This window comes from Vibrio sp. 10N.261.52.C11, from assembly GCF_041471405.1.
GTDB classification, from domain to species: domain Bacteria; phylum Pseudomonadota; class Gammaproteobacteria; order Enterobacterales; family Vibrionaceae; genus Vibrio; species Vibrio crassostreae_C.
On record NZ_JBFROI010000004.1, the window covers coordinates 49,009 to 72,938 of the forward strand.

The following is a 23,930-nucleotide window of genomic DNA, read 5'->3' on the forward strand; positions in this document are numbered from 1 at the left end:
CTGAATTTCATGGAATCACTGTCACTCGCTCAAGCGCAAAAACTGGTATTGCTTTCGCAAAAGCTGCCGCCTAAGAAGTTGCCACTTAAAAAGCAACGCAATGGGGGCGCTTTGGCGAACACGTTGTCTGCGATTGAAAACCTTGGCTATGTGCAAATTGATACCATCTCTGTGATTCAGCGAGCTCACCACCACACGCTTTGGAATCGCAATCAAGATTACCAACTGAACCATCTTGATAAGCTGTTAGAGCGTCGAGAAGTATTTGAGTATTGGTCGCATGCCGCCGCGTATTTACCCATTCGAGATTACCGCTTCAGCCTACATCGAAAGAATGGGTTTGCGAGCGGCAAGCTCAAGCATTGGTATAAAAAGGATGATGCATTGATGGCTCATGTTCTCAAACGTATTGAGAATGAAGGGCCGTTGATGGCGAAAGACTTTGAAGGGGATAGACCAAACCCCGGCGGATGGGGCGGTAAACCTGCCAAACAGGCGCTAGAAACTTTGTTTATGCAAGGTGACTTAATGGTGCCGAGCCGAGTGAACTTTCATAAGGTGTATGACCTAACCGAGCGAGTTCTACCGAGTGGAATTGATACCTCTGAGCCGACAGAACAAGAGTACATCGAGCATCTGATAACACGTTATTTAGAGGCTAACGGAGTTGGAATAGCGTCGGAAATGAGCTACCTACTCAAGAACACAAAGCCTTTGATTCAGAGAGCACTCCAACAGATGCTTGAAGATAAGCAGGTTCTGAAAGTAGATATTCAAGGCTCTGATTACTATGTCCTGCCAGGTGCTTTTGAACTGCTGAATCAACCTCTTTCCAGAACCAAGCTTAAGATACTGTCTCCGTTTGATAACCTGCTGATTCAACGAAAGCGAATGCAATCATTGTTCAACTTTGATTACCTCCTAGAATGCTATGTTCCAGAGGCCAAGCGTCAGTTTGGTTATTTTAGCTTACCGATTCTGTGGCAAGGTGAGCTGGTGGCACGAATGGATTGCAAGGTCGACAGGAAGAGTGGTTTCCTCAATATCCGTAACTTGGTTGTGGAAGAGCGAATTAAAAACCATGAGTTGTTGGTTCATGCTTTATGCGATGAACTAAAACACTTCATGGTGTTCAACCAATGTGATGAGATGATCGTCCATAACACCACGCCCTCTGATCTTGGCAAGCGCTTGATGAGCCAATGGCAAACAGTCTAGCGGTCTTTGTTGTTTAGAAAGCGCTTAGTTACTCAGCAAACGCAGCTAACAAGAACTCGACAAAGGTTCTGTTCTTCAACGACAGTTGCTTGGTTTTGTAGAGCAAGTGAATCGGCTTTGGTAACGGCGCCATGCCGGGTAGGATTTCCAACAGCGCTCCACGATTAATCTCTTCTGCGACTAAGATAGTCGGTTGCAACAACGCGCCCACACCCTGCAGGGCGGCATACCGCAACACATCACCATTATTCGACATCAAGCGCACACGTTCTTTATTCGGTGTGGCGTGAGGAGCTTGGCTGCTGTAACTGAATCCAAGCGATGGGTGCTGCGTCAAGTCTTCCAATACTCTGATTTCAGCATGTTGGTTTAGGTAAGCGGGCGCCGCGCAGTAACACATCTCATAATCCCCTAAATACCTTGCGACCAAGCTTGAATCGGATAGGTCACCAATTCGCACAATCAGGTCAATGTCAGATGAATAAGGATCAACAAGGTCATTATTCAACATCAGCTCGACGTTTATGGTTGGGTGATGTGCGAGGAACTTAGCCACAATAGGGGCAATCACCTTGTTCCCATAAGTGACTGGGCAGTTAATTTTTACTGTGCCTTGAGGTTGATTTTCTAAGGTTTGAATGAGGTTTTCGGCATTGCTGATATCTTCGAGAATTCGCTTACATTCTCGATAGTAAAGCTGCCCTGAATCGGTTAATGATTGCTTGCGCGTGGTGCGGTGGATCAGCTGAGACTTCAAACTGGCTTCTAAGGAATGGACATGTTTGCTTATCATAGTCGCCGACAGGTTGAAGTGGTTTGCGGCGCTGCGAAAGCTACCTTGTTCCACCACATAGACGAAGACTTTCATGCTGGTTAACTTATCCATTGAACACTTTTGGTTGATAAACAATAAACAAAACGTGAGTTTATCAATTATTAGGGGTTAATTATATTAATGGCAAACCGATAATTAACTAAAATAAGAGCGTGCAATGCCTCAAACGAATGAAACTATCTTTGTTACTGCCGAACTTAAGATCAAAACCAACATAGAACGAGCAGCTGCGCTCGAAGCTATCGAACAGTTTTGTTTAGACATGCAAAGCGAACCGGGCTGCCTCCAAGCAATTGCAACCTATGATCAAAGCCAAAGCGATCGTGTGATCTTGCTTGAACAATACGCAAACCGCGAGGCGATCAATCAGCACTTTGTGATGCCTCATACCAAAGCGTTTATTGAGCGTGGCATTACCGAGTTGGCTCAAGCATTCGAAACGCAACGTGGACCTATCAAAGCACAAGAGTAGGAGATCTAAGACATGAAATGGGGAATCCTAGGAACCAGCTTTATCTCAGGCGTAATGGCGGATGCGATCAAAGGCGATGCTCAAAGCGAGCTGTATGCCGTTGCTGGTCGTACTGAAAAAACACTTAACGAGTTTGCTGCCCAATACCAACCAAAACAAACCTTCAACAGCTATGACGCCTTGATTGAAGATGAGTCGGTCGACATCATCTACATTGCTCTGCCAAATCATGTTCATCATGAGTATGTGATTAAAGCGGCTAAAAAAGGCAAAGCGATCTTGTGTGAGAAGTCTCTGTCGGTTGATATGGAAAAAACCGAACAAGCTCTACAAGCGGTAAAAGAAGCGGGCGTATTTTTCGCAGAAGGTTTGATGTACTTGAATCATCCATTGATCGCCAAGCTTCATCAAGAATTAGCAACCGGTGAGATTGGCGAAGTGCGATCAATTCAAGGTTCATACGTTGCGGCGATTGATCAGTTCGTTAACCCTGCGAGCAAAGGCGCGTTGTACAACCTGGGTTGTTACCCAATGTCGCTGATTCATTCTGTTGCGCAGCAGCAATTTGGCGAGAGCGTGTTCGATGATGTACAGATCTCTGCAATCGGTCGACGAGGCCAAGATGGCAATATCTGTGAATCATCGGCGATGATGCGCTTCAACGACCACTTCACTGCGCAAATCCATACCGCAGAGGACCACGGCTTAAAGCATGGCTTCACGATTCTAGGCAGCAAAGGCTGTATCACACTCGACACCAACCCATGGCTACCGACTGCAGAAAACACGTTCACGGTTGAGATCTATGAAACGTCGACACGTGAAGTGAAAGTCGAAGTGCAAGGCGATGGCTTTCATTATCAAGTGCGTAATATCCGCCAAGCAGTTGAGCAAGGTGACACACAACTTGCTGCACCGATGGCGACTCACCAAGACTCTCGCGTAATCATGAAGTTACTGACGGATTGGGAACAAGCGGCTAGCTAGTTTCTTTGCTAATTCCTGTACACGCCTCATACTTGGTAGCTTCGTAAGCTATCAAGCATGAGGTGTTTCTCTAATCCTTCTCGCCCATTATCCTCAATAAATACTTTGCATTTGAAACAGTCGCAGTGTCCAATATCGGTTGAGACTACATTGATCGAAAAACCTTATTTTTTAAGATGTTAAATAGGAAGTTTGCTGTATGCGTAAATCAGATAAGAAGATCGAAAATCAGATCAGAGACGTGCTAACTGACGTTTGTGAAGACACGCTAAAAGGCTTCGATGGTTTTTTGTGGGTGACTCACTCGGTCAACTTCTCTTCATTTCCGCAAAGTTTGAAAATCGTCTGTGTATTCGATACCAATCAGGATAGAGCGAATTTCTTAAATGGCGAAGGTCAACAGAGTGTCTCTGAGTCTATTCAACAAGCGTTCAATCAAGTTGGAATTGCATTAAAGAATATCGACAAGCATGTTAGCTACGATACGCAGGAAAATTGCGACCGCGACCATCAAGGAAAGTGGAACAAGAGGCTTTAAGGAGCGTTGTCATCGTTCTTGTTTAGACAGCCTATCCAAATTGAGTTTCAATAGTGTGGCGCTCAAACTGAGATTCGATACAGCAAATCCAAGTCCTATTCTGAGTTCTAGGCTCTGATAACTTCTCATCTTCCAAACCGTATTATTCTCATTTTGAGAAAATCTGAGCTGATTTCTCGTTAGCCGGAGATACTTGGTTTCCAAATAAAATTAAAATCACAAAAACTTATATTTTCCTTAATGCATTGATTTTGAATCGGCATTTGCTCGTTTTACTTGCCACCGATGAAACAAGACAGACGAGCACTTGAACAATAGAGCCATGTAGTCGATACTTTTTTCGTATTTTGATTCCTAAATTGACACGTAAGTTGGCTGACTTTTCGTTTTGTGATTTAAGGCATGACAGTATCGATTAGGAAATTTGAATCATGAAAACCTACATTTCTGGGCTGCTCGCACTCATACCATCATGTTTAATCGCTGGTTACGCTTTTGCTGTTGGTACAGCGGTTGTGCTGCCAGGGCAACATGAAGTTGGTGTTGATCTTTTGGGCTCCCCACTATCTACGAATGCCGTCATTGATTGGGAAATTTCCAACAGTGATATTGTGTTCGGAGCTTATGCCGACAAAGCCGACAATGAGCGGGCCACGACAATTGGTTATATGTACAACCAAGTCATGGCGATGAACTCGGGTTGGTTGGAGAACGATCTCCGTAACCAAGCTGAGTTAGAAGGCCTCAATTTCGAAGACTATTTCCTGCACTTTTCTGAAGATACTGTCATTGCCGAAGTTGATAAAACTCATGGCGAAAAGACCCTTTTAAACCGAAAACCTATGATCTTGGGTTATACAGCCAGTGAAGACCATGCTGGTTTTTGGTTGTATCAAGAGCCTCCGTGGGATGCCGATGTGTTTGAGAATTTCGAACAGGGTGGGGCTTTGTATGTCTATCATGCTGAACAGTTCGAACGGCTGACCTTTAAGTTCTCACAGTTTGCTGGCAGCGGTGAATTTTGGATTGAATACCCAACTGCTATTGATTCTCAGGGTAGGGTTTCACAATGGGAAAGGCTTGATGTAAAGAAAGACAAAACGCTCAATATGACCAAAAACCAATCGGTGATCTGGAACCTTCCGGATAACTGGTTAAGAGCTACAACTCATGATGGGAGCGGTGCGAGTTATGGCGGCGGCCAGTATTTTGGTTCAACCTTTTTGAGAGATGGTGGGCGCTTATACGTTGTGAGAGTTCGTTGGCAAAGTGAGAATGCCGACGACAGGCCGCGTTTAAAAGAAGTAAAACTCAAAAACAGTTTTCCAACCGTCAAGTTAACCGATGCTCCGACTTCAACCCCGGACGGCAATGCTATCAGCCAATGGCGAAAAATCCGTGGTTTTGATGTGTCTGCAGACCTAGATGGTGATAACTACTTGTCGCCAAGCGAGTATCGAAATCGAACCAATAAGAACGCGACAGCACGTTTTCGTTGGGAATCAAGAGTGGTGCCATTTGGTCGAATGTGGAGCGCTAACTCATCTTGGTCGCTAACGAACGTCGCAAACGCGGATTATCTATCTGCTATTCATCGCTACTACAAGCAAAGCTGGGCAAGACAAGGTTTGAATGGTGCGTACAACGACGACACAAATAAACTCATTGGCTCGAACCAGTTCTATGTTCACTCTGGCGGGCATGTTCAAGAGTTAGGAGCTGTTGCGGGTTCGAATCAAGCGGATGATCTCTACAAGCAACAATTTTCAGCGTTTCTCAAAAATTTTTCTGCTTTAGAAAGTGATGCGTCGATTGGGTTGAATATCGGAACCGCGAACTTACTGGGTCGAAATGGACAGTCTCATCTTAGCGAGGCGGGCTCTCTGTATTTACGCGAGCACTACATTTTTCCGTCTACTGGGTTTAGTGGTTACTCGGGGATCTCAAAATTCTGGGATAATTCTGCGCTCGCCTACAATGGGCAAAGTGTTATTTTTCAGGCGACAACGCGTTATGGGCGAGTTCAGTATCTTGGAAATAGTGAAGATAATTGGAAGCAAGACCAATACTCGACCCTAGCGATCTACCACCTCAATCGACACGCTCAACATAGCTACTTTAATCAGTGGAACAATGGTTACGTCTATGGAAGTGGCAATACGACGGCTGACACTTTCTGGCAAAGTGGTGTCCCTAAAAACATCGCCTACCAACCCAGTTCGTTATTGGCCGTTGACTTGGGAGAGCCGAGTCATCAAATCCCACATGGCTTTGCGCCGATTCCTTTGATGCTTTCGACAACGACACCTCAGCCTGCTGACTACACCATCGTTGGCGATTCCTCGATGAACGAAATGGTGCATGCTGATCTGCCCAATGGTATCACTCACGTTCTACCGACGTTCACGTACTTTATGTATCAATCTGAAAATCAGGTGGTTGCTGGTGGCCCTGAGGACATGGTGTTAGCGAGAGAGTTCAGCAATGGTCGTGTGTTGTATCGCACGGATTTCCACGGTAAGAATCCGAGCTTTTATGACGCGGCAAAACTCACCATCGCGCTGGATGTTCCAATGAAACCTGTTGATGCTAACGGTAACGTTGGTGACCATGTGAGTGAAATAGAAATTGGCGGTTATGAAGGGCTGTTCTTACTTTATTAGAACTAATGCGAGTGAGCACTCTCGAACCAGAGCAGACTAGAGCTTAGGTTCGGGATATGAGCTTATTCTTTTTACACTGCTTAAATTCTTTGGCGATCCACGATTGCTCGTTTAAACCATTGTCGATTAGAGCAAAAAGGTAGCCATCGACTTTGCTTGAAGCCGCAGGATATTCTTGAAAAGCGTGCTTAGGGTAGCCGGGGTAATCCATCTCGTATTGAGCGTCTAACTGCTTACCGAGTTGACGCCATTTTACGAATAACTCAGAAGAAGATGTCTCAACCTTATATTGGCCCAAAATGCGTTGGTGATGGGTTAACGCCACTTTAGCGCAGTGATTGGTCTGTACGACTTTTTGTATCAACTCAACTTGTTCTTCACTCATGGTTTTCGCCAGTACATTCTCTTGTTCGATACGCGCCATTCGCTCACCAAACGTTTCAGCATGGATGGGAAACACAAAAGTAAGCGGTAAAGCCAATACCAAAAGACGCTTGTAGAACATAACCAAACTCGTTAGAAGGATTCGCGGCTATTATGCCGCCCGCCGCCAATATTATTAATGAATATAAACGCTTAATTGTAAGAATTATTTTTATCGAGTAGATAAACAGATGATTTTGGAGTGGTGGTATTCAGGCTCTGAATGTTTGGTTATTTTACGAAGCGACACCGATAACAGAATCAACCCAATATCTAACCATCTTGATTATAAATGTTGGATATCAATCGAGTGGTAGGAAAAACCGATTGCTTTAGCGGCGTTCAACAAAGCTTGTTGAGTCTTGAATACCCTGGGTTGCATTTTTCTGTCGGATTCAAGAAAGCTGTTTACTCCCCACTTATGACTTTTGACCATTAAGTAATAACCATTAGCTCCAGGGGACACGACACCAATTGCTGCTTTCAGGTCGCCACGACTGAAATGTTTTTTGAACTCACGTAATACCATATCAACATCCTTATTCGATGATAAAAAAAGGGAGCGCATTGCTCCCTAGTTAGTGCTTTTCTTAATGTTTACAAGAATGCGCGGTATGGCAGTTCTGGGTCATTTGTGAAGATGTCTGCAAAGCCACGGAAGTGCTGGTAGTGCATGCGGCCTTTATCTGTTGGGTATGTGTATTTACCACCAACTTGCCAGAAGAAAGGTGCGAAGCCGTATTGAAGACGTTCTTTCTTCATGTTCCACAGCATTTCGATTTCACGCGGGTCATTTTGGAAGTTAGCCCAAATGTCGTGGTGGAACGGAACAACTACTTCACAGTTCAAAGACTCAGCAGCACGAAGAATGTCTGAAGATGTCATTTTGTCTGTTACGCCACGTGGGTTCTCACCGTAAGAAAGCAGTGCAACGTCGATCTTGTGGTCATTACCGTGTTTAGCATAGTAGTTTGAGTAGTGAGAATCACCAGAGTGGTAAACTGAACCGCCTGTTGTTTCTACTAGGTAGTTCACTGCACGGTCGTCCATTCCGTCTAGAATTTCTTTGTCTAGGGAAGATGTTCCTTCAGGAAGTGTCACTAGAGCTGTACGGTCGAATGCGTCAAGAACCTTGATGTTCACGTCTTTGATTTTGATCTCGTCGCCAACTTTAGCAATAACACACCGATCTTCTGGCACACCCCATTTCATCCATAAATCAACACACGCTTTAGGGCCAATGAATTTAACGTGGTCGCCGCAGTTTTGTAGAACTGCCGCTGCAACGTTGATATCAATGTGGTCGCCGTGGTCATGAGATGCCATAACTGCATCGATCTCTTTGATAGCGAAAGGGTCCAATGGGAAGATCGCGGTACGTAGGTTTGGTTGAAGTGCTTCCACACCGCCCATACGCATCATTTGGTGCTGGTTTTTCATTTTTTGAACGGCTTGTGTTTTTTTACCAGTACCACACCAGAAGTCCATTGATAGGTTTGCACCTTCTTCTGATTTTAGCCAAATACCTGTACAACCTAGCCACCACATAGAAAACGTACCCGGTTGCACAACTGTTTGTTCAATCTCTTCATTTAACCATGTGCCCCACTCAGGGAATGTATTTAGGATCCAAGACTCGCGAGTGATTTCGTTTACATTGCTCATGATAATACCTTTTATTTCAATAATTTGATTAATTTTGGATGTAGGGAGCCGAGCGCCTTAATTTGGATTAAGGCACTGAGCTAAATTTATTATTATTGGTGGGCTAGTTAGCCCTGCGATTTAAACTAGGATGACTTGCGTCCCTTGAGCTTCAATCAGTTTTACGACTTCGGGATTGGCGTCTTTACCGGTGATGACGATGTCTATTTGCTTGGTGCTGCAAAAGAGCATTCCGGTACGTTGTCCAACTTTTGAGCTATCGACCACGACGACAAGCTTATCGACCTGTTCGAGCATTTGTTGTTCGGCTACGGCCGTTAACATGTCGGCTTTGTACAGCCCGGCATCGGTTAAGCCTTTACCTGAGGTGAACATCCAGTTTCCCGCATAGCCGCCTAATGAATTAGGGGCAGGGTTTAGAAAGATGTTCTGCGCTTTGTTGTATTGACCACCAATGATGATGACATCGTCATGATCTTCGTTGATCAAGTAGCTTGCGAGTGGAAAGTAGTTCGTTACGATTTGAACGTCATCGCCACATAATTGCTGACCGAGTAGGAAAGCCGTCGAACCACAGTTGATCACGACTGTATCGCCAGCCTGACAAAGCCCTGCAGCTGCTTGAGCAATCTCTGATTTCTCTTCATAGAACTCAGTGCTGTTGATATTCAGTGGTGACCACTTTCTCTTCTGAGTTTCTACTCGTTCCGCACCATTTCGAATTTTTCTAAGTCGGCCAACTTCATCTAACTTAGCGATATCGCGCCTAGCAGTAGCAGGAGAAACGCTAAATTTATCAATAATATGAGAGACGTTGATTGTCTGCATATCTTCTAACAGCGACAAGATGCCGTTATGTCTTTGTACTTCATTCATATTTATCACTCTTTTTGTCGTTGTGACAATTTAATGATTACTTTTGATTTGTTTTGATTCTAATAATCACCATCATGATTGTCAAACCACATCGCTATAAAAACCAGACATTAATCACAATGTTTTATAAGTAGCTGATTTTATTGTATTTATTATTTTTTCGTGTGATCTAAAGCTCAATTAAGCACATTCTGGGTGTGGTTAATTGATATAAATCAAAGTAATCACAAGTGAGCATTGAATGATTACTTTTGATTGATAAAGTCTAGTTCGTGAGCAAAACTAGAATCATCACATCCTACAAATCATTAAAATTAAAAATCAATCAGGGGTAAAGATATGGAATTCTTATACGATATTTTCTATATTTTTTACAGTCAGGTAATGACCAAAGCACCGTTGCTACTCGGTCTTGTTACTTGTCTCGGCTACATCCTTCTAAAACGTGACGCAACAACTGTTATCTCCGGCTCTATTAAAACCATCGTTGGTTTCATGATAGTGCAGGTAGGTGCAGGAACATTGGTAGCGGGTTTTAAACCGGTTATTGAAAAAATGAGTGAAATACATGGATTAACGGGATCGGTAATTGACCCGTACACCTCCATGATGTCCACCATGGAAACCATGGGCGACAACTACTCTTGGGTTGGGTATGCAGTATTACTGGCTCTTGGGCTAAACATTCTACTTGTTGCCTTCCGACGTATTACGGGTATCAGAACCATCATGCTGACTGGGCATATCATGTTCCAGCAAGCTGGCCTCATTGCTGTTTTCTACTTCGTGCTTGGTGCAGGTATGTGGGAAACCATTATTTATTCAGCAATATTGATGGCGTTGTACTGGGGTATCTCCTCAAACATCATGTTCAAGCCGACTCAAGAAGTCACTGGTGGTGCGGGTTTCTCGATTGGTCACCAACAACAGTTTGCTTCATGGGTAGCCACCAAGGTTGCACCGAAGCTTGGCGACAAGAACGACAGTGTTGACCACATCAAACTGCCTAAGTGGTTACACATTTTCCACGACAGTATCGCTGCAACAACGTTAGTAATGACTGGCTTCTTCGGCATTATTCTTCTTTCGTTCGGTCTTGATAACCTTCAGGACATGGCAGGTAAAACGCACTGGTTTATCTACATTTTTGAAACTGGTTTGAAATTCGCTGTTGCCATTCAAGTCATCGTTACTGGTGTTCGCATGTTCGTTGCGGAACTGTCCGAGGCATTTAACGGTATTTCTCAACGCCTTATTCCTAACGCTGTTTTAGCAATCGATTGTGCTGCTATTTACGCCTACTCTCCTAACGCAATGGTATTTGGTTTCATGTGGGGCGCAGTGGGTCAATTCACCGCTGTTCTTGCAATGCTAGCGTTTGACGCACCAATCATGATCATTCCTGGCTTTATCCCAATGTTCTTCTCGAACGCCACTATCGGTGTGTTTGCTAACCACTTTGGTGGCTGGAAAGCGGTGATGAAGATCTGTTTCGTGATGGGCATCATCGAAGTGGTTGGCTCTGCGTGGGCAATCCATATCTTCGCTCAATCAGGTACTGAGTTTAATGGCTGGATGGGCATGGCTGACTGGGCTCTGGTATTCCCACCAATCATGCAAGGTATCTCAAGCTCTAGCATGTTCTTCTTTGTGATTTTGGCTTTGGCTGGCATCTACATGTACTTCGCTTCTAAGCAACTACGAGCTGAAGAAGACGCAGAAGCTGCTGCTGAAACAATGACCGCAGTAACGCCTGAAGGTATTGAGGTTGAAGTCGCGGTTCCACAACAATCGACAGCAACCGCTGAAGCACCATCTGTTTCAACAACGGCAGCTTCTACAACATCAGAAACTCGAATCTCACCAGCCGCTGACCAGAAACCGGTTCGTGTCTTAGTGTGCTGTGGCTCAGGACAAGGTTCTTCAATGATGTGCTCTAAGAAAATCAAAGAGTATTTGGACAAGAAAGGCATCCCAAGCTCGACCTTTAACAGCGCCATCACTGATTACAAATCACACCTTGGTTCATTCGACATCATCGTTACTTCGGTTGCTCTTGCAGCGAAGATCACGGGTCTGCCGGAAGGTAAGCAACAGTTAGCGGTTAAGAACATGATTATGGTGAAAACTTTCGGCGACGAACTTGTTTCCATCATCGAGAACAACTTCCATAAATAATTAAAAACGGCTCAGTGGTGTCGCACTGCTGAGCCAATAAAAACAATTATATAAGTGAGCAATAACATGAACTTAAAAGAATCTCTTATCAAGAATAACTCTATCCTACTGAACGCAAAAGCAGCTGACTGGAAAGCGGCGATCAAGCTTGGGACTGATGCATTGGTGAAAGCGGGTATTGCAGAAGAGCGTTACTACGACGCGATTACCAAAGCGATTGGTGAAGAAGGCCCTTATATCTGTATTCACGATGCGTTCGCACTGCCACATTGCCGCCCTGAAGACGGTGTTATTCGTACTGGGTTTGCGCTAACCGTGCTTGAAACGCCAATTACGTTTGAAGGTGTTGATGAGCCTGTAGATGTGCTGATAACACTAGCGGGTAAGGACTCAGAAGAGCACATCGAAGGCACCATGCAAGTGGCGAACTTGATTGAATTCGATGAAGACTTCTCAAAACTTCGCGCGTGCAAAAGCCCAGAAGAAGTGGCGCGTTTAATTGATGCTGCATTGCTTCAAGCGGAAGCGGCGTAAGGAGGCAACGATGTCTAAATATAGCCAATTGAAACAACGTGTTTTAGAAGCCAATTTGCAACTTCCGAAATACGGTTTGGTGACATTTACTTGGGGTAATGTCTCTGAGTTTGACCGTGTTAACGGAGTGATAGCGATTAAACCATCAGGTGTCGAATACAGTGATATGACGGCTGAAGACATGGTGGTCGTCGATCTCGAAGGCAAGGTTGTTGAAGGGAAACTCAATCCTTCAAGCGATACCGCAACGCACTTAGAGCTCTATAAAGCTTTCCCTGAAGTGAGTGGCATTGTTCACACGCATTCACGCAGTGCCACCATTTGGGCACAAGCGGGTATCGACATCCCAGCCTTAGGCACCACTCACGCTGATTATTTCTACGGTGACATCCCATGTACACGTCGATTGTCTCACTCTGAAATTTCTGAAGAGTACGAGAAAAATACTGGCTTGGTGATTATTGAAGAGTTCAAGCAACGTCGAATCGATCCAATGGCCGTTCCAAGTGTGATTGTTGCAGGACATGCGCCGTTCTCTTGGGGCAAAGATGCCAACGACGCCGTTCATAACGCGGTGGTATTAGAAGAAGTGTCGGCAATGGCGTTGGCAACGCGCACCTTGAATAGCGGCATCAAAATTCAGCCAGAACTATCCGACAAACACTACTTACGTAAGCACGGTGAAAATGCTTATTACGGCCAACAGTAAATCGGCTTTTTGTTTAAATAAGCCGTTTAAGTAAGCCGTTACGAGCTTCGACTCTAAGTAGCTTCAATATTGATTAGGCCCGACTTCAGGGAATAAGTAGAGGACTCTATGTATAAAGTGCTGGCGTTAGATCTCGATGGAACCGTGTTAAAGGATGATCACACGATTCATCCAGAAGTAAAAAAGGCGATTCAAGAAGCCAAACAAAGTTGTCACGTCATGATTGTTACTGGCCGACACCACACAGCAGCACGACCTTACTATTACGAATTGGGGCTAGATACTCCAATCATCTGCTGTAACGGCACTTATGTTTATGACTATCAAACTGAAACGGTATTGACTCAAAGCGCCATAGAGAAAGATAAGGCACTTACTTTCATTAACATGGCTGACGAGTTTCAGCTCAAGATGGTGATGTATATAACTCATGCCATGACGTACTCACAGTACAACCCATTTGCCTACATGTTGGCATTGGAAAGCTGGGCTGAAACGGCACCAGAGCAACATCGCCCACAAATTTACCAAGTGGAATCATTCATAGAAACAGCTCAACAAGCTGAACACGTTTGGAAGTTTGTGGTAGAGGGGAGCCAAGATTCCGTCGACCGTTTGATGCAACACCCATGGATAGGAGAGAACTTCAACGGTGAGCGTTCTTGGTCAAACCGAATCGACTTTGCTGCAAAAGGTAACAGTAAGGGCCTACGCCTTGCTGAATACATCGCAGAACTCGGTTATCACGCCGATGACGTCATTGCCGTCGGTGATAACCACAACGACATATCCATGATTAAGTACGCCGGATTCGGTGTAGCGATGCTCAATGCTGATGACATCGTCAAATCACACGTTCAACGCGTGTGCTCAACAGATAACAACCATGATGGCTTAGCCCGTCTAATACGTGAACAAATTAAAGGATAACAACATGACTAAACCAATGATTCAGATCGCCCTAGACCAAACAAATCTTCCTGCCGCAATTGAAGTGGCAAACAACGTTGAAAGCTTTGTTGATGTGATTGAAGTGGGCACTATTTTGGCTTTTGCTGAAGGGATGACAGCGGTTTCTACCCTTCGTAAAAACCACCCAGACCATATCCTTGTGTGCGATATGAAAACCACCGATGGCGGCGCAATTTTGGCTCGAATGGCATTCGAAGCGGGTGCTGATTGGATAACCGTTTCTGCGGCTGCACACATCGCAACCATTGGTGCGTGTAAGAAAGTCGCTGACGAATTTAACGGTGAAATACAAATCGAAATTTACGGCAATTGGACAATGGACGATGCTCAATCTTGGGTCGACCTAGGTATCTCTCAAGCTATCTATCACCGTTCTCGTGACGCTGAATTAGCTGGTGTGGGCTGGACTGAAGAAGATCTTGTGAAGATGCGTGCATTGTCTGAAATGGGCATCGAGCTTTCTATCACAGGTGGCATCGTGCCTGAAGACCTTTACCTATTTGAAGGCATTAAAGCAAAAACCTTTATTGCAGGTCGCGCACTTGCGGGTGAAAAAGGTAAAGAAACAGCAGAAGCACTAAAAGCTCAGATCGACCGTTACTGGAATTAGGAGGCGTTATGTACCAAAACTTATCACGCCACCGAGTAGGGCTTTATGAGAAGGCCCTACCTAACGAACTCAGCTGGGAAGACAAACTGGCAACAACCAAAGAGCTCGGCTTTGATTTTCTTGAGATATCGGTAGATGAATCAGACGAGCGCCGTAGCCGTTTGGATTGGAATGACGATGAAGTGTATGTCTTACGTCGCCTGTGTGAAAAGCATGGTGTACCGCTGCAATCCATGTGTTTAAGCGCGCATCGCAAGTTCCCATTTGGATCTGCAGATCCGGTGATTCGTGAACAAGCGGCTATCCATATGGAAAAAGCGATCTCACTCGCTTACAAATTGGGTATTCGTACCATCCAATTGGCTGGGTATGACGTTTACTACGAGCCTGCGGATAGGGTGACTCACCAGAGGTTCATTGAAGGCATGAAGCTTTCTGCGCAGTTGGCGGAAAGGTCGGGCGTTATGCTCGCTGTGGAGATCATGGATACCGATTACTTGAACTCTTTGAGCAAGTTTGAAGTGCTGAGTCGTGAAGTCAATTCACCGTATTTCACGGCGTATCCAGATGTGGGTAATATCTCCGGTTGGAATTACGACATAGTGACGGAACTAAAGTTGAGCAAGCCTCATATCACTCAGATCCACCTCAAAGACACTTATAAAGTGACTGACGAATACAAAGGTCAATTTCGAGACTTAGTGATTGGTGATGGTGAAGTCGACTTTAATGCCATTTTTGAAACGTTGAAAGAGACTGAGTGCGTCGTACCACTCGTGATTGAGATGTGGGCTCAAGATGAACGTTGGAAAGAGAATATACTTACGGCACAAAAACGACTGAATGATGTTTGTGTGCAAACGGGTGTTCCGATGTTGTTTGACCACTAACTCTACTTAGAATTATTAACTAGTTTCTCTTTGCGTTCTCGGTGCTCCTAACGAAAAGAGAAAATGCAGCATATTGCCCCCCAATATGCTGCATTTTTATATCAACATGTCGCTCTAAACTGTTGAAGCTGAGGTTATGTCAATTTCGAAATAGTGGCTGTTCTTAAACAGCAATAGTCACATGATCACGGCCCACTTCAGCCATCTGAATCAGGTAGTCTGTGTGGTACTTCTTTTTGATGACGATTTGGCTACCGATTTCAGCAACAATCTTTACCACTTCTAACGCATCAGAGGGATGCAAGGAAGAGTCTTTTGAAATTTCGATATTAACGCCTAAATTTGCCAATTTGATGATGTCGCTAGAATGCATGGTCATGTCCAAGGTATTTGATTTTGGTGGACTATATCATCTTCAATTTATGCATCTCTAGTTCGTTTAAGTAAAAATGGGTGAGATGTGCTCAAAATATGATTTCAATAGTAAAACAACGGCTTTTATTGCATCACTTCGGTTAATTGTCGGATTGTTGAATAAGATCATATTAAGAAGATCATGAATAGGTTTTATCTAGTGCGATTAGTACTATGAGTCTCAAAACAGATGAGAGATTGACGATGCCAAAGTTAGATAAATATAAAGGAATTATTTTTGATCTCGATGGGACTCTGGTCAATTCTATGGTGGCACATGCTCATGCATGGCAACAAACTTGTGAGAAGTTCGGCATTCCCTACGACAAAGAATGGTTAGATCAACTTGGTGGAATGCCATCGAGAAAAGTCACGCAAGAGCTCCTAAAGCGTTACGACCTAACATTGGATGCCCAGGAAATCACATCGGATAAAATCGCCAACTTCGAAGCCATTGAGCACAAAGGCGATGTTATCCCTGAAACTTATGCGCTCTTGCAGCAACAGTATCAATTGAAAAAAATTGGAATTGGCACTGGTGCGCAGGCAAAGCATGCGAGGGCGATTCTCAAGACGACGGACATCCCTTCAATGATACGCACAATAGTGACTTCGGATGACGTAAAAAATCATAAACCTAACCCAGATACTTTCTTGAAAGTCGCAAGGCAGCTAGAACTTGATCCGACGGATTGTGTGGTATTTGAAGATACGATCATTGGGCAACACGCTGCAACGGCTGCAGGTATGGATTGTTATATGGTCGAGGATGGGCGCATAACCCAGTTTGTTCCAGCTAGCTAAACAGAATTTAACGATACAAAAATAACTAGGAAAACAATGAAACAATATCTTATCGCACCTTCGATTCTTTCTGCTGATTTGGCTCGCCTTGGTGAGGACGTAGAACGTGTTCTCGCGGCTGGGGCTGATGTTATTCATTTTGATGTTATGGATAACCACTATGTACCCAACCTGACTTTTGGTGCGCCAGTATTAAAAGCACTACGAGATTTTGGAATTACAGCGCCGATTGACGTGCATTTAATGGCAAAGCCTGTTGATCAACTGGTGCCTCAATTTGCTGAAGCGGGTGCGACGATGATTACGTTTCATGTAGAAGCGTCAGAGCATGTTGACCGTACTTTACAGTTAATTAAAGAGCACGGGTGCCAAGCCGGAGTTGTATTAAACCCTGCAACGCCGTTGAGTCATCTTGATTACATCATAGATAAAGTTGACCTGATATTAGTGATGTCGGTGAACCCTGGCTTCGGCGGTCAATCTTTCATCCCAGCTACGCTTGATAAGCTACGTTCAATCCGATCACGCATTAATGAATCTGGGCGTGATATTCGCTTAGAAGTCGATGGCGGTGTGAAAGTTAACAACATAAAAGAGATTGCTGAAGCGGGTGCGGATATGTTTGTTGCTGGCTCGGCTATTTTTGATAGTGAAGATTATGGACAAGTCATCGGTTCAATGCGCTCGGAGTTGGCTCAATTGAATTAAGTTGTGTACCTATTGCCGTACAAAGGCTCGAAGTGTTCTGTGTATCAGGCTTCGGGCTTTTTTTTGTATCTAATGGATGTTGATTGAATGAAAAATTACGTGGAGTAAGCAGAGGTTTCGAGGCGTTGTTTGGTTGGTGTGCTCTTCAATTGGAGTTTAGATTGTTGTGTAATAAAACTACAGTTATTATTGACTTTGGTCACATAATGGCGCAAAATTGACCTCAGATCACACAACGATGAGAACACAGTATGAACGCTACAGTAATCACAAATGAAAACAACGCATCACTAGCAAAACCTTCAGTAATGAATGAAGTTCTATTTTTTGCTAAGTCTACCGTTATCATGGGTGCAATTATCCTACTTGTTGCTTCTGCTTGGGTTTAATTTCTTAAATAAACCTGCGTTAAGTGTGATCAGTGGTGGTGATTAGCCACTCACTGACACAAATTAATATCAGAAGCATTACATCCATTCTCTGTATCTTTTTTCTCACCTCTAGGCCATTCAGGCCGAATTTCTCGCTATCGATTGCCCCCTAAACTTCTTTACTTCTTCAAGCCAAGCGACGTATCAAACCGATGGTTCAAATACGATGTTTTAAGCTCGCCTGTGCGAATGGCAAAATAACCCCTCCAATGGAACACATGATTAGAATCGCTGCCCCTTGTGAGCTTTGCTTACCGGACGCATGTAGCGCTTGTGCGTAAATGATAGGGTAGAGAGCTGAATTACATAGCCCGATGAAAAGCATTAAATAGCCTATCCAAACATGATTTTGATACATCGCAATGGCACTAATCAAAGCTGCAATTACGCAAGACAGTGAGAATAGATAATGTTTGTTTACTGTATTGCCGAACTTTGCGAATAGCACTCTGCCAACAAACATGAATACCCAATAAAGAGCGATGATCTGTGTTGCGGATACCAAACCAAGGCCGCCATATTGCTGATCGGCAAGGTACGTAATAGTAAAGGTTCCAAAACTGACCTCGACACCTATGTACAGCAAGAGTACCAACGCTAACTTCATAAATTGCTGATTTTTAATTAGAAGTGTTAACCCTCGCCAAAAGCCGGTCATCTGTTTTGGTTTGATATCTGGAAGCGTCATTTTGCTAAAAAATACCAACAAGCCGAAAAAGAACAGGGCGATGAGTAAGAACAGATACGACACTTGATGGGCGGTGTTGTCGACGTTAAAACTTGTCGCCACGAGGATCACTGCGGTAAGTACTAACGGGCCAAGCACAGTGCCAACGGAGTTCGATGCTGTCGCCACACTTTGACGTATAACGCTCTTATCAGGTGTCGAGAGTAGTGATACGTAAGGTGAACTCACAACTTGAATGGCCGATACTCCTGAAGCCATCAACAAGATACCAAGCAGGGTTGTAACCAGTTGTTCTCCTCGGACCAAATATGCCATCGTTAGGCAGCCGAAAAGGCACCACATCAAGCAGAACTTCAATGTACTTCTATAACCCACTTTCGCCATCACAAATGACGTTGGAAGCGAAACTGTTATTCGCGTTATAAAAAAGGCCATGGGGAAGAGCATCGCCATTTTATAATCGAGAGAGAAAGCTTCTTTGTAATAGGGAATGAGGGAGTTACTTGAAACGGTAATGAGTCCCCAGATAAAAAATATCAGAGACAGCAAAACCAGTGGGGCATCTTTTAACGGGAATACTTTCATAGTGATTCCTTATCAATAGCGATAAAAAAAGCAGAAGATGATCTTCTGCTTTTCGATTGAGACTTTACGGTGTATTGCCTATTCAGCCGTTAATCACGAACAAAATTGATGTGATGAACATGAATATTGTATTTCTCAATTATCACTTTGGTCGCATGCATACTTTTGATTCGTTGCTCAGAATCTAAAGCAGCAGCCATTGCTGACTCGTTCTCGTAACTGTGTTGCATCATAAGCAGCAGGTTCTTATGGCTTTCAGCTTCAATCGCTTCAGGCTTATTCAGCGTTAACCCTTGGTTATTCGGAAACGTGCGAATAATAGGCGCGACTTCGTTTTCCATGTATTGGTAGAAGTCTTGTTTTTGTTCTTCAGTTAAATCAGCTTCGAAAAAAGCGGTGCGAAAAATTGTCATGGTCGTTTCCTTACAGTTCAAAGCCAGATTGGTTAGCGATAGATTTCAACGTTGCTTTTGCTTGTTTGATATCGTCTAACCAGTTGTCATTTTGAGCCCACATTTCAATCACTAATGGTGCGCTGTAATCAATTTCAGCGAGTGTTTTGAAAATAGCAGGGAAGTCGACTTGGCCTTCACCAATCACCAGATCTCTGAACTGACCTTTACAGGTTTCTGAAACTCGTAACGTGTCTTTAAGGTGAACTTGTACTAGGTGATCGCGGCTCAATTTTAGCTCGGTACACACGTCGTAGTTCCAACCAGAAATATTACCTACGTCTGGGTAAGCCATGAAGTAAGGTGATGGGATTTCACGCTTAAGTACTTCAAATTTGCTCAGAGAGTTAAGGTACGGGGTATCCATGATCTCCACACCTAACATGATGCCTGCACGCTCCGCCATTTTGGTGGCTTGTTGCATGCCTTCAATGAAGCGAGCGTGAGTTTCAGCGGATTGCGGCTCGTAATACACGTCGTAGCCCGCCATTTGAATACAACGAATACCCAGTTTGTATGCTAATGAAATCGCTTTCTCCATGATGATCAGCGATTCCGTGCGAATAGCTTCATCCATAGAACCAAATGGGAATTTACGGTGCGCGCTTAAACACATCGATTGGAAAGGCACTTGGTGCTTTTCACAAAGGCGACGAAGCTCGTAAATTTCTTCATCAGACCAATCCAAACGAGCGCGTCGCTCATCGGTCTCATCGACAGAAATTTCCACAAAGTCGAAGCCCGCTTCTTTCGCGTGAATCAGGCGCTCTTCCCAAGTAAGGGAAGTTGGCATCGCTTTTTCGTAAATACCTAATCTGAATTTGTTTTTAGAATCAAACATTCTTTTTCCTTAAAAGAGTTGTTGTTCTATACGCGTTGTAATGTCTTGAATTCTGCTAGCAATTTCTTCGTAGCCGAGTGCTTTCATTTTGGGCGTAAGCGACGAGACACTTACCGCGTATACAGGAGATTTGTTCTTGTCAAAAATAGGAACAGCAACACAAGAGATACCCGCTTCGTTCTCTTCATCATCAAGCGCATAACCACGCGCTTTGATTTTATCGAGAACATCAAAAAACTGAGACTTATCGAGAATCGTATTCTCAGTTAACGGCTTCATCGTGCTGACATTGCGTTGCCAGTAGGTTTCTCGAACGCTCTCTGAGCTGAATGCGAGGTAACATTTACCTGCAGCAGAGCAGTACATTGGTGAATGCAGCCCGACGTAGGTTCGAGTTCTAAAGGCAGAGTTAACGGGTTCGAACTTGTCTTTAAAAATGATGTTGTCAGCATCAAAAGAGAGAAAGTTAACCGTTTCATTCACATCGTCGAGCAGTTCAGATAGATATGGCTTAACCGTGCCAGTGACATCAGAGTTGATAGCAGCATGTCCTAGCTGAACCAACTTCATTGTTAAGCGATATTCTTTACCTGAACACATTTGAGCAACATAACCAGAGGCTTCAAACGTCGCTAAAATACGGTGGACAGAAGACTTGTTGAAGCCTGTCCCTTCAGACACTTTTTGTAGAGAAACTCCATTCGGGTAGTTCCCAAGGAATTCCAATACAGTCAGTGCTTTAGACAACGATTTAATTTGCTCACTCATATATGTGCTACCAGTGTTTACCTATTTCAGTATGGAAGTTTTCTGCGATGTCACGGCCATTGCTACCGGCTAATGCACGACCAGCAATAAATGACTTTGCAGACAGATTCTTAAACAAATGCAGATCGTCTGGCACAATACCACCAGTTATGGATAGTTCAATTCCAATATCCGATAATTTCTGCATTTTTATCAAATCTTCTTCGGTCCAGCTCACACCTGCGAGCTCAGCATCACGTGAGCGGTGATAAATTGCTTGTTTAATACCCATGTCGACCCATGCTCTTGCGTCGTCTAGAGTCCAGTGTCCATAGAGCTCAATTTGTACCTCGCCACCAAATTCGTCAGTCACTTTTTTGGCTGAACGTATTGTTTCGATATGAGCCGCTGCACTCACGGTTACCCAGTTGGCCCCCGCTTCCATTGCTAGACGCGTTAAAATAGCGCTGGCATCGGTGATTTTCATATCACACACAATGATGTGGCTTGGGTATTTTTCTCGTAGGATTCTTACGCTATCTACGCCGTGGGCGAAGGCTAAAATCGTCCCGATTTCAATCACATCTAACTTATCTGCAACATGCTCTATTGAGGCTAATGCAGTGTCGATATCATTGGCATCAAGTGCCATTTGTAATAAGGGCTTAGACATTCATTTCATCCTCAAATTGTTTGAACAACTGCACCAGTCTTTGATAGTGCTTATATTTTGTTTGGTATAGGTCGTAATGTTCAGGATTTGGTTCAACACGTGATGCAGAATTGGTAATGGCTTGCGTGCATTCTTCTAGTGATGTGAATTCGCCTGCTCCCACCATCGCCATCATGGCTGCGCCTAATGAGCCCGTTTCATCAACGTCTGATATTTCAACCGTCATACCGGTTAGGTCAGCCAGCATTTGCATCCATACAGGACTAGACGCAGGGCCGCCGGTCACTTTCAATACGTTTGCTTTCGGAAAACGCTGGCGCATACGTTCAAGATGTATGTTGTGACAGAACAAAATACCTTCCCAAATCGCTTGAATCAGGTGACCTTTTGTATGGTGCGATTGCAGCCCGTAGAAGCCTGACTTCAAGCCGAGACCTTGGTTAGAACCGTAAAGAAATGGCACGAAATAGAGGCTGCTTGATGCCGTGTCTAATGCTTCAACTAATGCTTGGTTTTGCTGGTGGTCGAGTTGACCATTGTCACCAAGGTAATCGGCGAACCATTCGTAATTGCCCGCTGAGGTAGGGCTTGCTTCATGAATGATGTATTCACCATCGACAGCGTAATGGCCATAGACAAAGTTGTGCGTCTCTTGAGTGACTTGCTTTGAGATGCCAGACGTGACCGCCCAAGTACCCATTACGTAATTCAGAGTGTCTTCAGAAGAGTTGATTCCAGAACAAATCGCGGTTGATACCACATCAAACAACCCGCCAAATACAGGAGTTCCAAGTGCAAGACCTGTCTCTGTTGCGACTGCCGCGGTGATTTTTCCTGCTTGTTGCTGAGGTTTCACAACCGGAGGGAGCGCATCCCAAACTTCTTCGATACCAAATGTTTTTAAAAGGGCTTTGTCATACTCACCAGTGATGGAGTTGAAAAAGTTACTTTCTGAAATATTGGTTAGTTCCGCGGCCACTTCGCCCGTTAGACGATAGCGAAGATAGTCGTGAGACATCATCACTGCGCCAATGTTGTTATAGCGTTCTGCATCGTTGTCTTTGATCCAACGAATGATAGAAACCGGGTGACCTGTCCAAAGTGTTTGCAGTGTGGTTGGGTAGATCTCTTGTGCTTTGCCTTGTTCGAGCCACTCTTTAACAATAGGTAGCGAACGCGAGTCTGAAGACATAATGCCATGACCAAGGTTTTGTCCCGTTTTATCAAGCAGATAAACGCCTTTGCCTTGGGCTGAAATACTTAAGCCTTTGATGTCTAATGGATCGACTTTTGTGGTATCTAGAAGCTGTTTAATGACGTCGACCGCGTTTCCCCATAAGGCATCAAGATCGCGTTCTACCCAGCCTTGCTTCTCGTTAATGACGCTCGCCGATACGCGCGCAAGGCCTTGTTGCTCACCTTTTTCGTTAAACAACGCGGCTTTCATAAAAGTGCCGCCAGAATCAATTCCAATGTAGTAATTCATTACTTGGCTTCCAGTAAATCGTTGTGAATCTTCACCACCAGTTTTCTTACTGGTTGGCTGTCATCATTTTCAATATTGGTGATGTGCACGATATTTGGCGTGAACAAATAAAATTGATTGCGTTTTGCATGGATGAAGCTCAGTTCAATTCCCGGATATTCGTAGAATTGAAGATCACGTTCTTGGTTATAAGGCTGCGCGTTGCTGTGTTCGCCTGTATCGATTGCCCAAGCCATCACCTCAGAACCTTCCAGAATGATCTGCAGATCAGAATGGTATTTATGGACTTCAGGTTGGAAGTTACCTAGTGGCTCTTTGTCATATTCCAGTACAACAAACCATGCCTGTTTTGAATCAAAACCTGGCAGTTCATGGCGACCTAGAGCGAGTTGTTCTTTGTCGATGCTGTTCAAGTACTCAAGCACGTTTTGAATAACGACAGGATACGATTTACTGATTTGAGTAAGTTGAGTATTTCCGACTAACATAAAATTCTCTTATAAAATAAACGGCTATCAAGAAACGAGCAGG

26 protein-coding genes and 1 pseudogene are annotated in these 23,930 nt (G+C 44.1%); 14 read left to right on the top strand and 13 right to left on the bottom strand.

Annotation, left to right across the window (positions count from 1 at the left end):
• The first annotated feature begins 9 nt into the window (after positions 1–9).
• Entirely contained in the window at positions 10–1,218 is a 1,209-nt protein-coding gene (locus AB4323_RS00270) for a winged helix-turn-helix domain-containing protein (protein WP_372151344.1), read from the top strand.
• Positions 1,219–1,246: 28 nt separating this feature from the next.
• Here the strand turns inward: AB4323_RS00270 and AB4323_RS00275 are convergent, their stop codons facing one another.
• The gene (locus AB4323_RS00275) at positions 1,247–2,104 is read right to left on the bottom strand and encodes a LysR substrate-binding domain-containing protein (protein WP_372151345.1); all 858 of its coding nucleotides are present in this window, start codon (positions 2,102–2,104) and stop codon (positions 1,247–1,249) included.
• Between the two features lie 106 nt (positions 2,105–2,210).
• On the opposite strand from AB4323_RS00275, the gene AB4323_RS00280 reads away from it, so the two are divergent.
• From AB4323_RS00280 to AB4323_RS00295, 4 genes are all read left to right on the top strand, one after another.
• A complete protein-coding gene (locus tag AB4323_RS00280; RefSeq protein WP_372151346.1) occupies positions 2,211–2,525 on the top strand; it encodes a putative quinol monooxygenase in 315 nt (104 codons plus the stop codon).
• Between the two features lie 12 nt (positions 2,526–2,537).
• Positions 2,538–3,512, top strand: a complete 975-nt coding sequence (locus AB4323_RS00285) for a Gfo/Idh/MocA family protein (protein WP_372151347.1) — start codon at positions 2,538–2,540, stop codon at positions 3,510–3,512.
• A gap of 199 nt (positions 3,513–3,711) precedes the next feature.
• Positions 3,712–4,050: a Fis family transcriptional regulator gene (locus AB4323_RS00290; protein ID WP_102478785.1), complete on the top strand. Its 339-nt coding sequence runs from the start codon at positions 3,712–3,714 to the stop codon at positions 4,048–4,050.
• A 431-nt stretch (positions 4,051–4,481) separates the two neighbouring features.
• Positions 4,482–6,713, top strand: coding sequence for a hypothetical protein (locus AB4323_RS00295; protein WP_372151349.1), 2,232 nt, complete (start codon positions 4,482–4,484; stop codon positions 6,711–6,713).
• Between the two features lie 43 nt (positions 6,714–6,756).
• On the opposite strand, the gene AB4323_RS00300 is transcribed toward AB4323_RS00295, so the two are convergent.
• The 4 genes from AB4323_RS00300 to ulaR all read right to left on the bottom strand — a co-directional run bounded on the left by AB4323_RS00300 (position 6,757) and on the right by ulaR (position 9,677).
• Entirely contained in the window at positions 6,757–7,218 is a 462-nt protein-coding gene (locus tag AB4323_RS00300) for a hypothetical protein (RefSeq protein WP_372151351.1), read from the bottom strand.
• A 204-nt stretch (positions 7,219–7,422) separates the two neighbouring features.
• A complete protein-coding gene (locus AB4323_RS00305) occupies positions 7,423–7,665 on the bottom strand; it encodes a hypothetical protein (protein ID WP_017064006.1) in 243 nt (80 codons plus the stop codon).
• Between the two features lie 68 nt (positions 7,666–7,733).
• The gene (gene ulaG / locus AB4323_RS00310) at positions 7,734–8,801 is read right to left on the bottom strand and encodes an L-ascorbate 6-phosphate lactonase (RefSeq protein ID WP_017060922.1); all 1,068 of its coding nucleotides are present in this window, start codon (positions 8,799–8,801) and stop codon (positions 7,734–7,736) included.
• A gap of 120 nt (positions 8,802–8,921) precedes the next feature.
• Positions 8,922–9,677, bottom strand: a complete 756-nt coding sequence (gene ulaR / locus AB4323_RS00315; protein ID WP_017064005.1) for an HTH-type transcriptional regulator UlaR — start codon at positions 9,675–9,677, stop codon at positions 8,922–8,924.
• A 339-nt stretch (positions 9,678–10,016) separates the two neighbouring features.
• Between ulaR and AB4323_RS00320 the strand changes: the two genes are divergently transcribed.
• The 6 genes from AB4323_RS00320 (at position 10,017) to AB4323_RS00345 (ending at position 15,570) form a co-directional block, all read left to right on the top strand.
• Positions 10,017–11,855, top strand: a complete 1,839-nt coding sequence (locus tag AB4323_RS00320) for a PTS ascorbate-specific subunit IIBC (RefSeq protein ID WP_017060920.1) — start codon at positions 10,017–10,019, stop codon at positions 11,853–11,855.
• Positions 11,856–11,921: 66 nt separating this feature from the next.
• A complete protein-coding gene (locus AB4323_RS00325) occupies positions 11,922–12,389 on the top strand; it encodes a PTS sugar transporter subunit IIA (protein ID WP_017064004.1) in 468 nt (155 codons plus the stop codon).
• A 10-nt stretch (positions 12,390–12,399) separates the two neighbouring features.
• A complete protein-coding gene (locus AB4323_RS00330; RefSeq protein WP_017064003.1) occupies positions 12,400–13,098 on the top strand; it encodes an L-ribulose-5-phosphate 4-epimerase in 699 nt (232 codons plus the stop codon).
• Positions 13,099–13,206: 108 nt separating this feature from the next.
• The gene (locus AB4323_RS00335; protein ID WP_108117666.1) at positions 13,207–14,028 is read left to right on the top strand and encodes a Cof-type HAD-IIB family hydrolase; all 822 of its coding nucleotides are present in this window, start codon (positions 13,207–13,209) and stop codon (positions 14,026–14,028) included.
• A gap of 4 nt (positions 14,029–14,032) precedes the next feature.
• The gene (locus AB4323_RS00340; RefSeq protein WP_017064001.1) at positions 14,033–14,680 is read left to right on the top strand and encodes a 3-keto-L-gulonate-6-phosphate decarboxylase UlaD; all 648 of its coding nucleotides are present in this window, start codon (positions 14,033–14,035) and stop codon (positions 14,678–14,680) included.
• 8 nt (positions 14,681–14,688) lie between these two features.
• Positions 14,689–15,570 carry an L-ribulose-5-phosphate 3-epimerase gene (locus AB4323_RS00345; RefSeq protein WP_372151352.1) on the top strand — a complete coding sequence of 294 codons (882 nt, stop codon included), beginning with the start codon at positions 14,689–14,691 and terminating at the stop codon, positions 15,568–15,570.
• A 163-nt stretch (positions 15,571–15,733) separates the two neighbouring features.
• Here AB4323_RS00345 and AB4323_RS00350 read toward each other — a convergent pair whose 3' ends face one another.
• Positions 15,734–15,943 carry a hypothetical protein gene (locus tag AB4323_RS00350; RefSeq protein WP_009845895.1) on the bottom strand — a complete coding sequence of 70 codons (210 nt, stop codon included), beginning with the start codon at positions 15,941–15,943 and terminating at the stop codon, positions 15,734–15,736.
• A 245-nt stretch (positions 15,944–16,188) separates the two neighbouring features.
• On the opposite strand from AB4323_RS00350, the gene AB4323_RS00355 reads away from it, so the two are divergent.
• The 3 genes from AB4323_RS00355 (at position 16,189) to AB4323_RS00365 (ending at position 17,885) form a co-directional block, all read left to right on the top strand.
• Positions 16,189–16,788 carry an HAD family hydrolase gene (locus tag AB4323_RS00355; RefSeq protein ID WP_372151354.1) on the top strand — a complete coding sequence of 200 codons (600 nt, stop codon included), beginning with the start codon at positions 16,189–16,191 and terminating at the stop codon, positions 16,786–16,788.
• 36 nt (positions 16,789–16,824) lie between these two features.
• A complete protein-coding gene (gene rpe / locus AB4323_RS00360; protein ID WP_102332372.1) occupies positions 16,825–17,496 on the top strand; it encodes a ribulose-phosphate 3-epimerase in 672 nt (223 codons plus the stop codon).
• Positions 17,497–17,747: 251 nt separating this feature from the next.
• Complete coding sequence (locus tag AB4323_RS00365; RefSeq protein WP_009845892.1) at positions 17,748–17,885, top strand: hypothetical protein; 138 nt, start codon at positions 17,748–17,750, stop codon at positions 17,883–17,885.
• A gap of 214 nt (positions 17,886–18,099) precedes the next feature.
• Here AB4323_RS00365 and AB4323_RS00370 read toward each other — a convergent pair.
• From AB4323_RS00370 to AB4323_RS00400, 7 genes and pseudogenes are all read right to left on the bottom strand, one after another.
• A pseudogene (locus AB4323_RS00370) lies at positions 18,100–19,200 on the bottom strand (MFS transporter); the annotation flags it as partial.
• Positions 19,201–19,289: 89 nt separating this feature from the next.
• On the bottom strand, positions 19,290–19,613 hold the full coding sequence (locus AB4323_RS00375) for a hypothetical protein (RefSeq protein WP_009845890.1): 324 nt from the start codon (positions 19,611–19,613) through the stop codon (positions 19,290–19,292).
• Between the two features lie 10 nt (positions 19,614–19,623).
• A complete protein-coding gene (locus AB4323_RS00380; RefSeq protein ID WP_372151356.1) occupies positions 19,624–20,493 on the bottom strand; it encodes an L-ribulose-5-phosphate 3-epimerase in 870 nt (289 codons plus the stop codon).
• A 9-nt stretch (positions 20,494–20,502) separates the two neighbouring features.
• Entirely contained in the window at positions 20,503–21,261 is a 759-nt protein-coding gene (locus AB4323_RS00385) for an IclR family transcriptional regulator (protein WP_017058872.1), read from the bottom strand.
• Between the two features lie 7 nt (positions 21,262–21,268).
• On the bottom strand, positions 21,269–21,913 hold the full coding sequence (locus tag AB4323_RS00390) for a 3-keto-L-gulonate-6-phosphate decarboxylase UlaD (protein WP_017058871.1): 645 nt from the start codon (positions 21,911–21,913) through the stop codon (positions 21,269–21,271).
• The gene (locus AB4323_RS00395) at positions 21,906–23,399 is read right to left on the bottom strand and encodes an FGGY-family carbohydrate kinase (RefSeq protein ID WP_017058870.1); all 1,494 of its coding nucleotides are present in this window, start codon (positions 23,397–23,399) and stop codon (positions 21,906–21,908) included. Before AB4323_RS00395 ends, AB4323_RS00390 begins: the two co-directional genes overlap by 8 nt.
• On the bottom strand, positions 23,399–23,887 hold the full coding sequence (locus AB4323_RS00400) for a YhcH/YjgK/YiaL family protein (RefSeq protein ID WP_017058869.1): 489 nt from the start codon (positions 23,885–23,887) through the stop codon (positions 23,399–23,401). Before AB4323_RS00400 ends, AB4323_RS00395 begins: the two co-directional genes overlap by 1 nt.
• Positions 23,888–23,930: the final 43 nt, after the last annotated feature.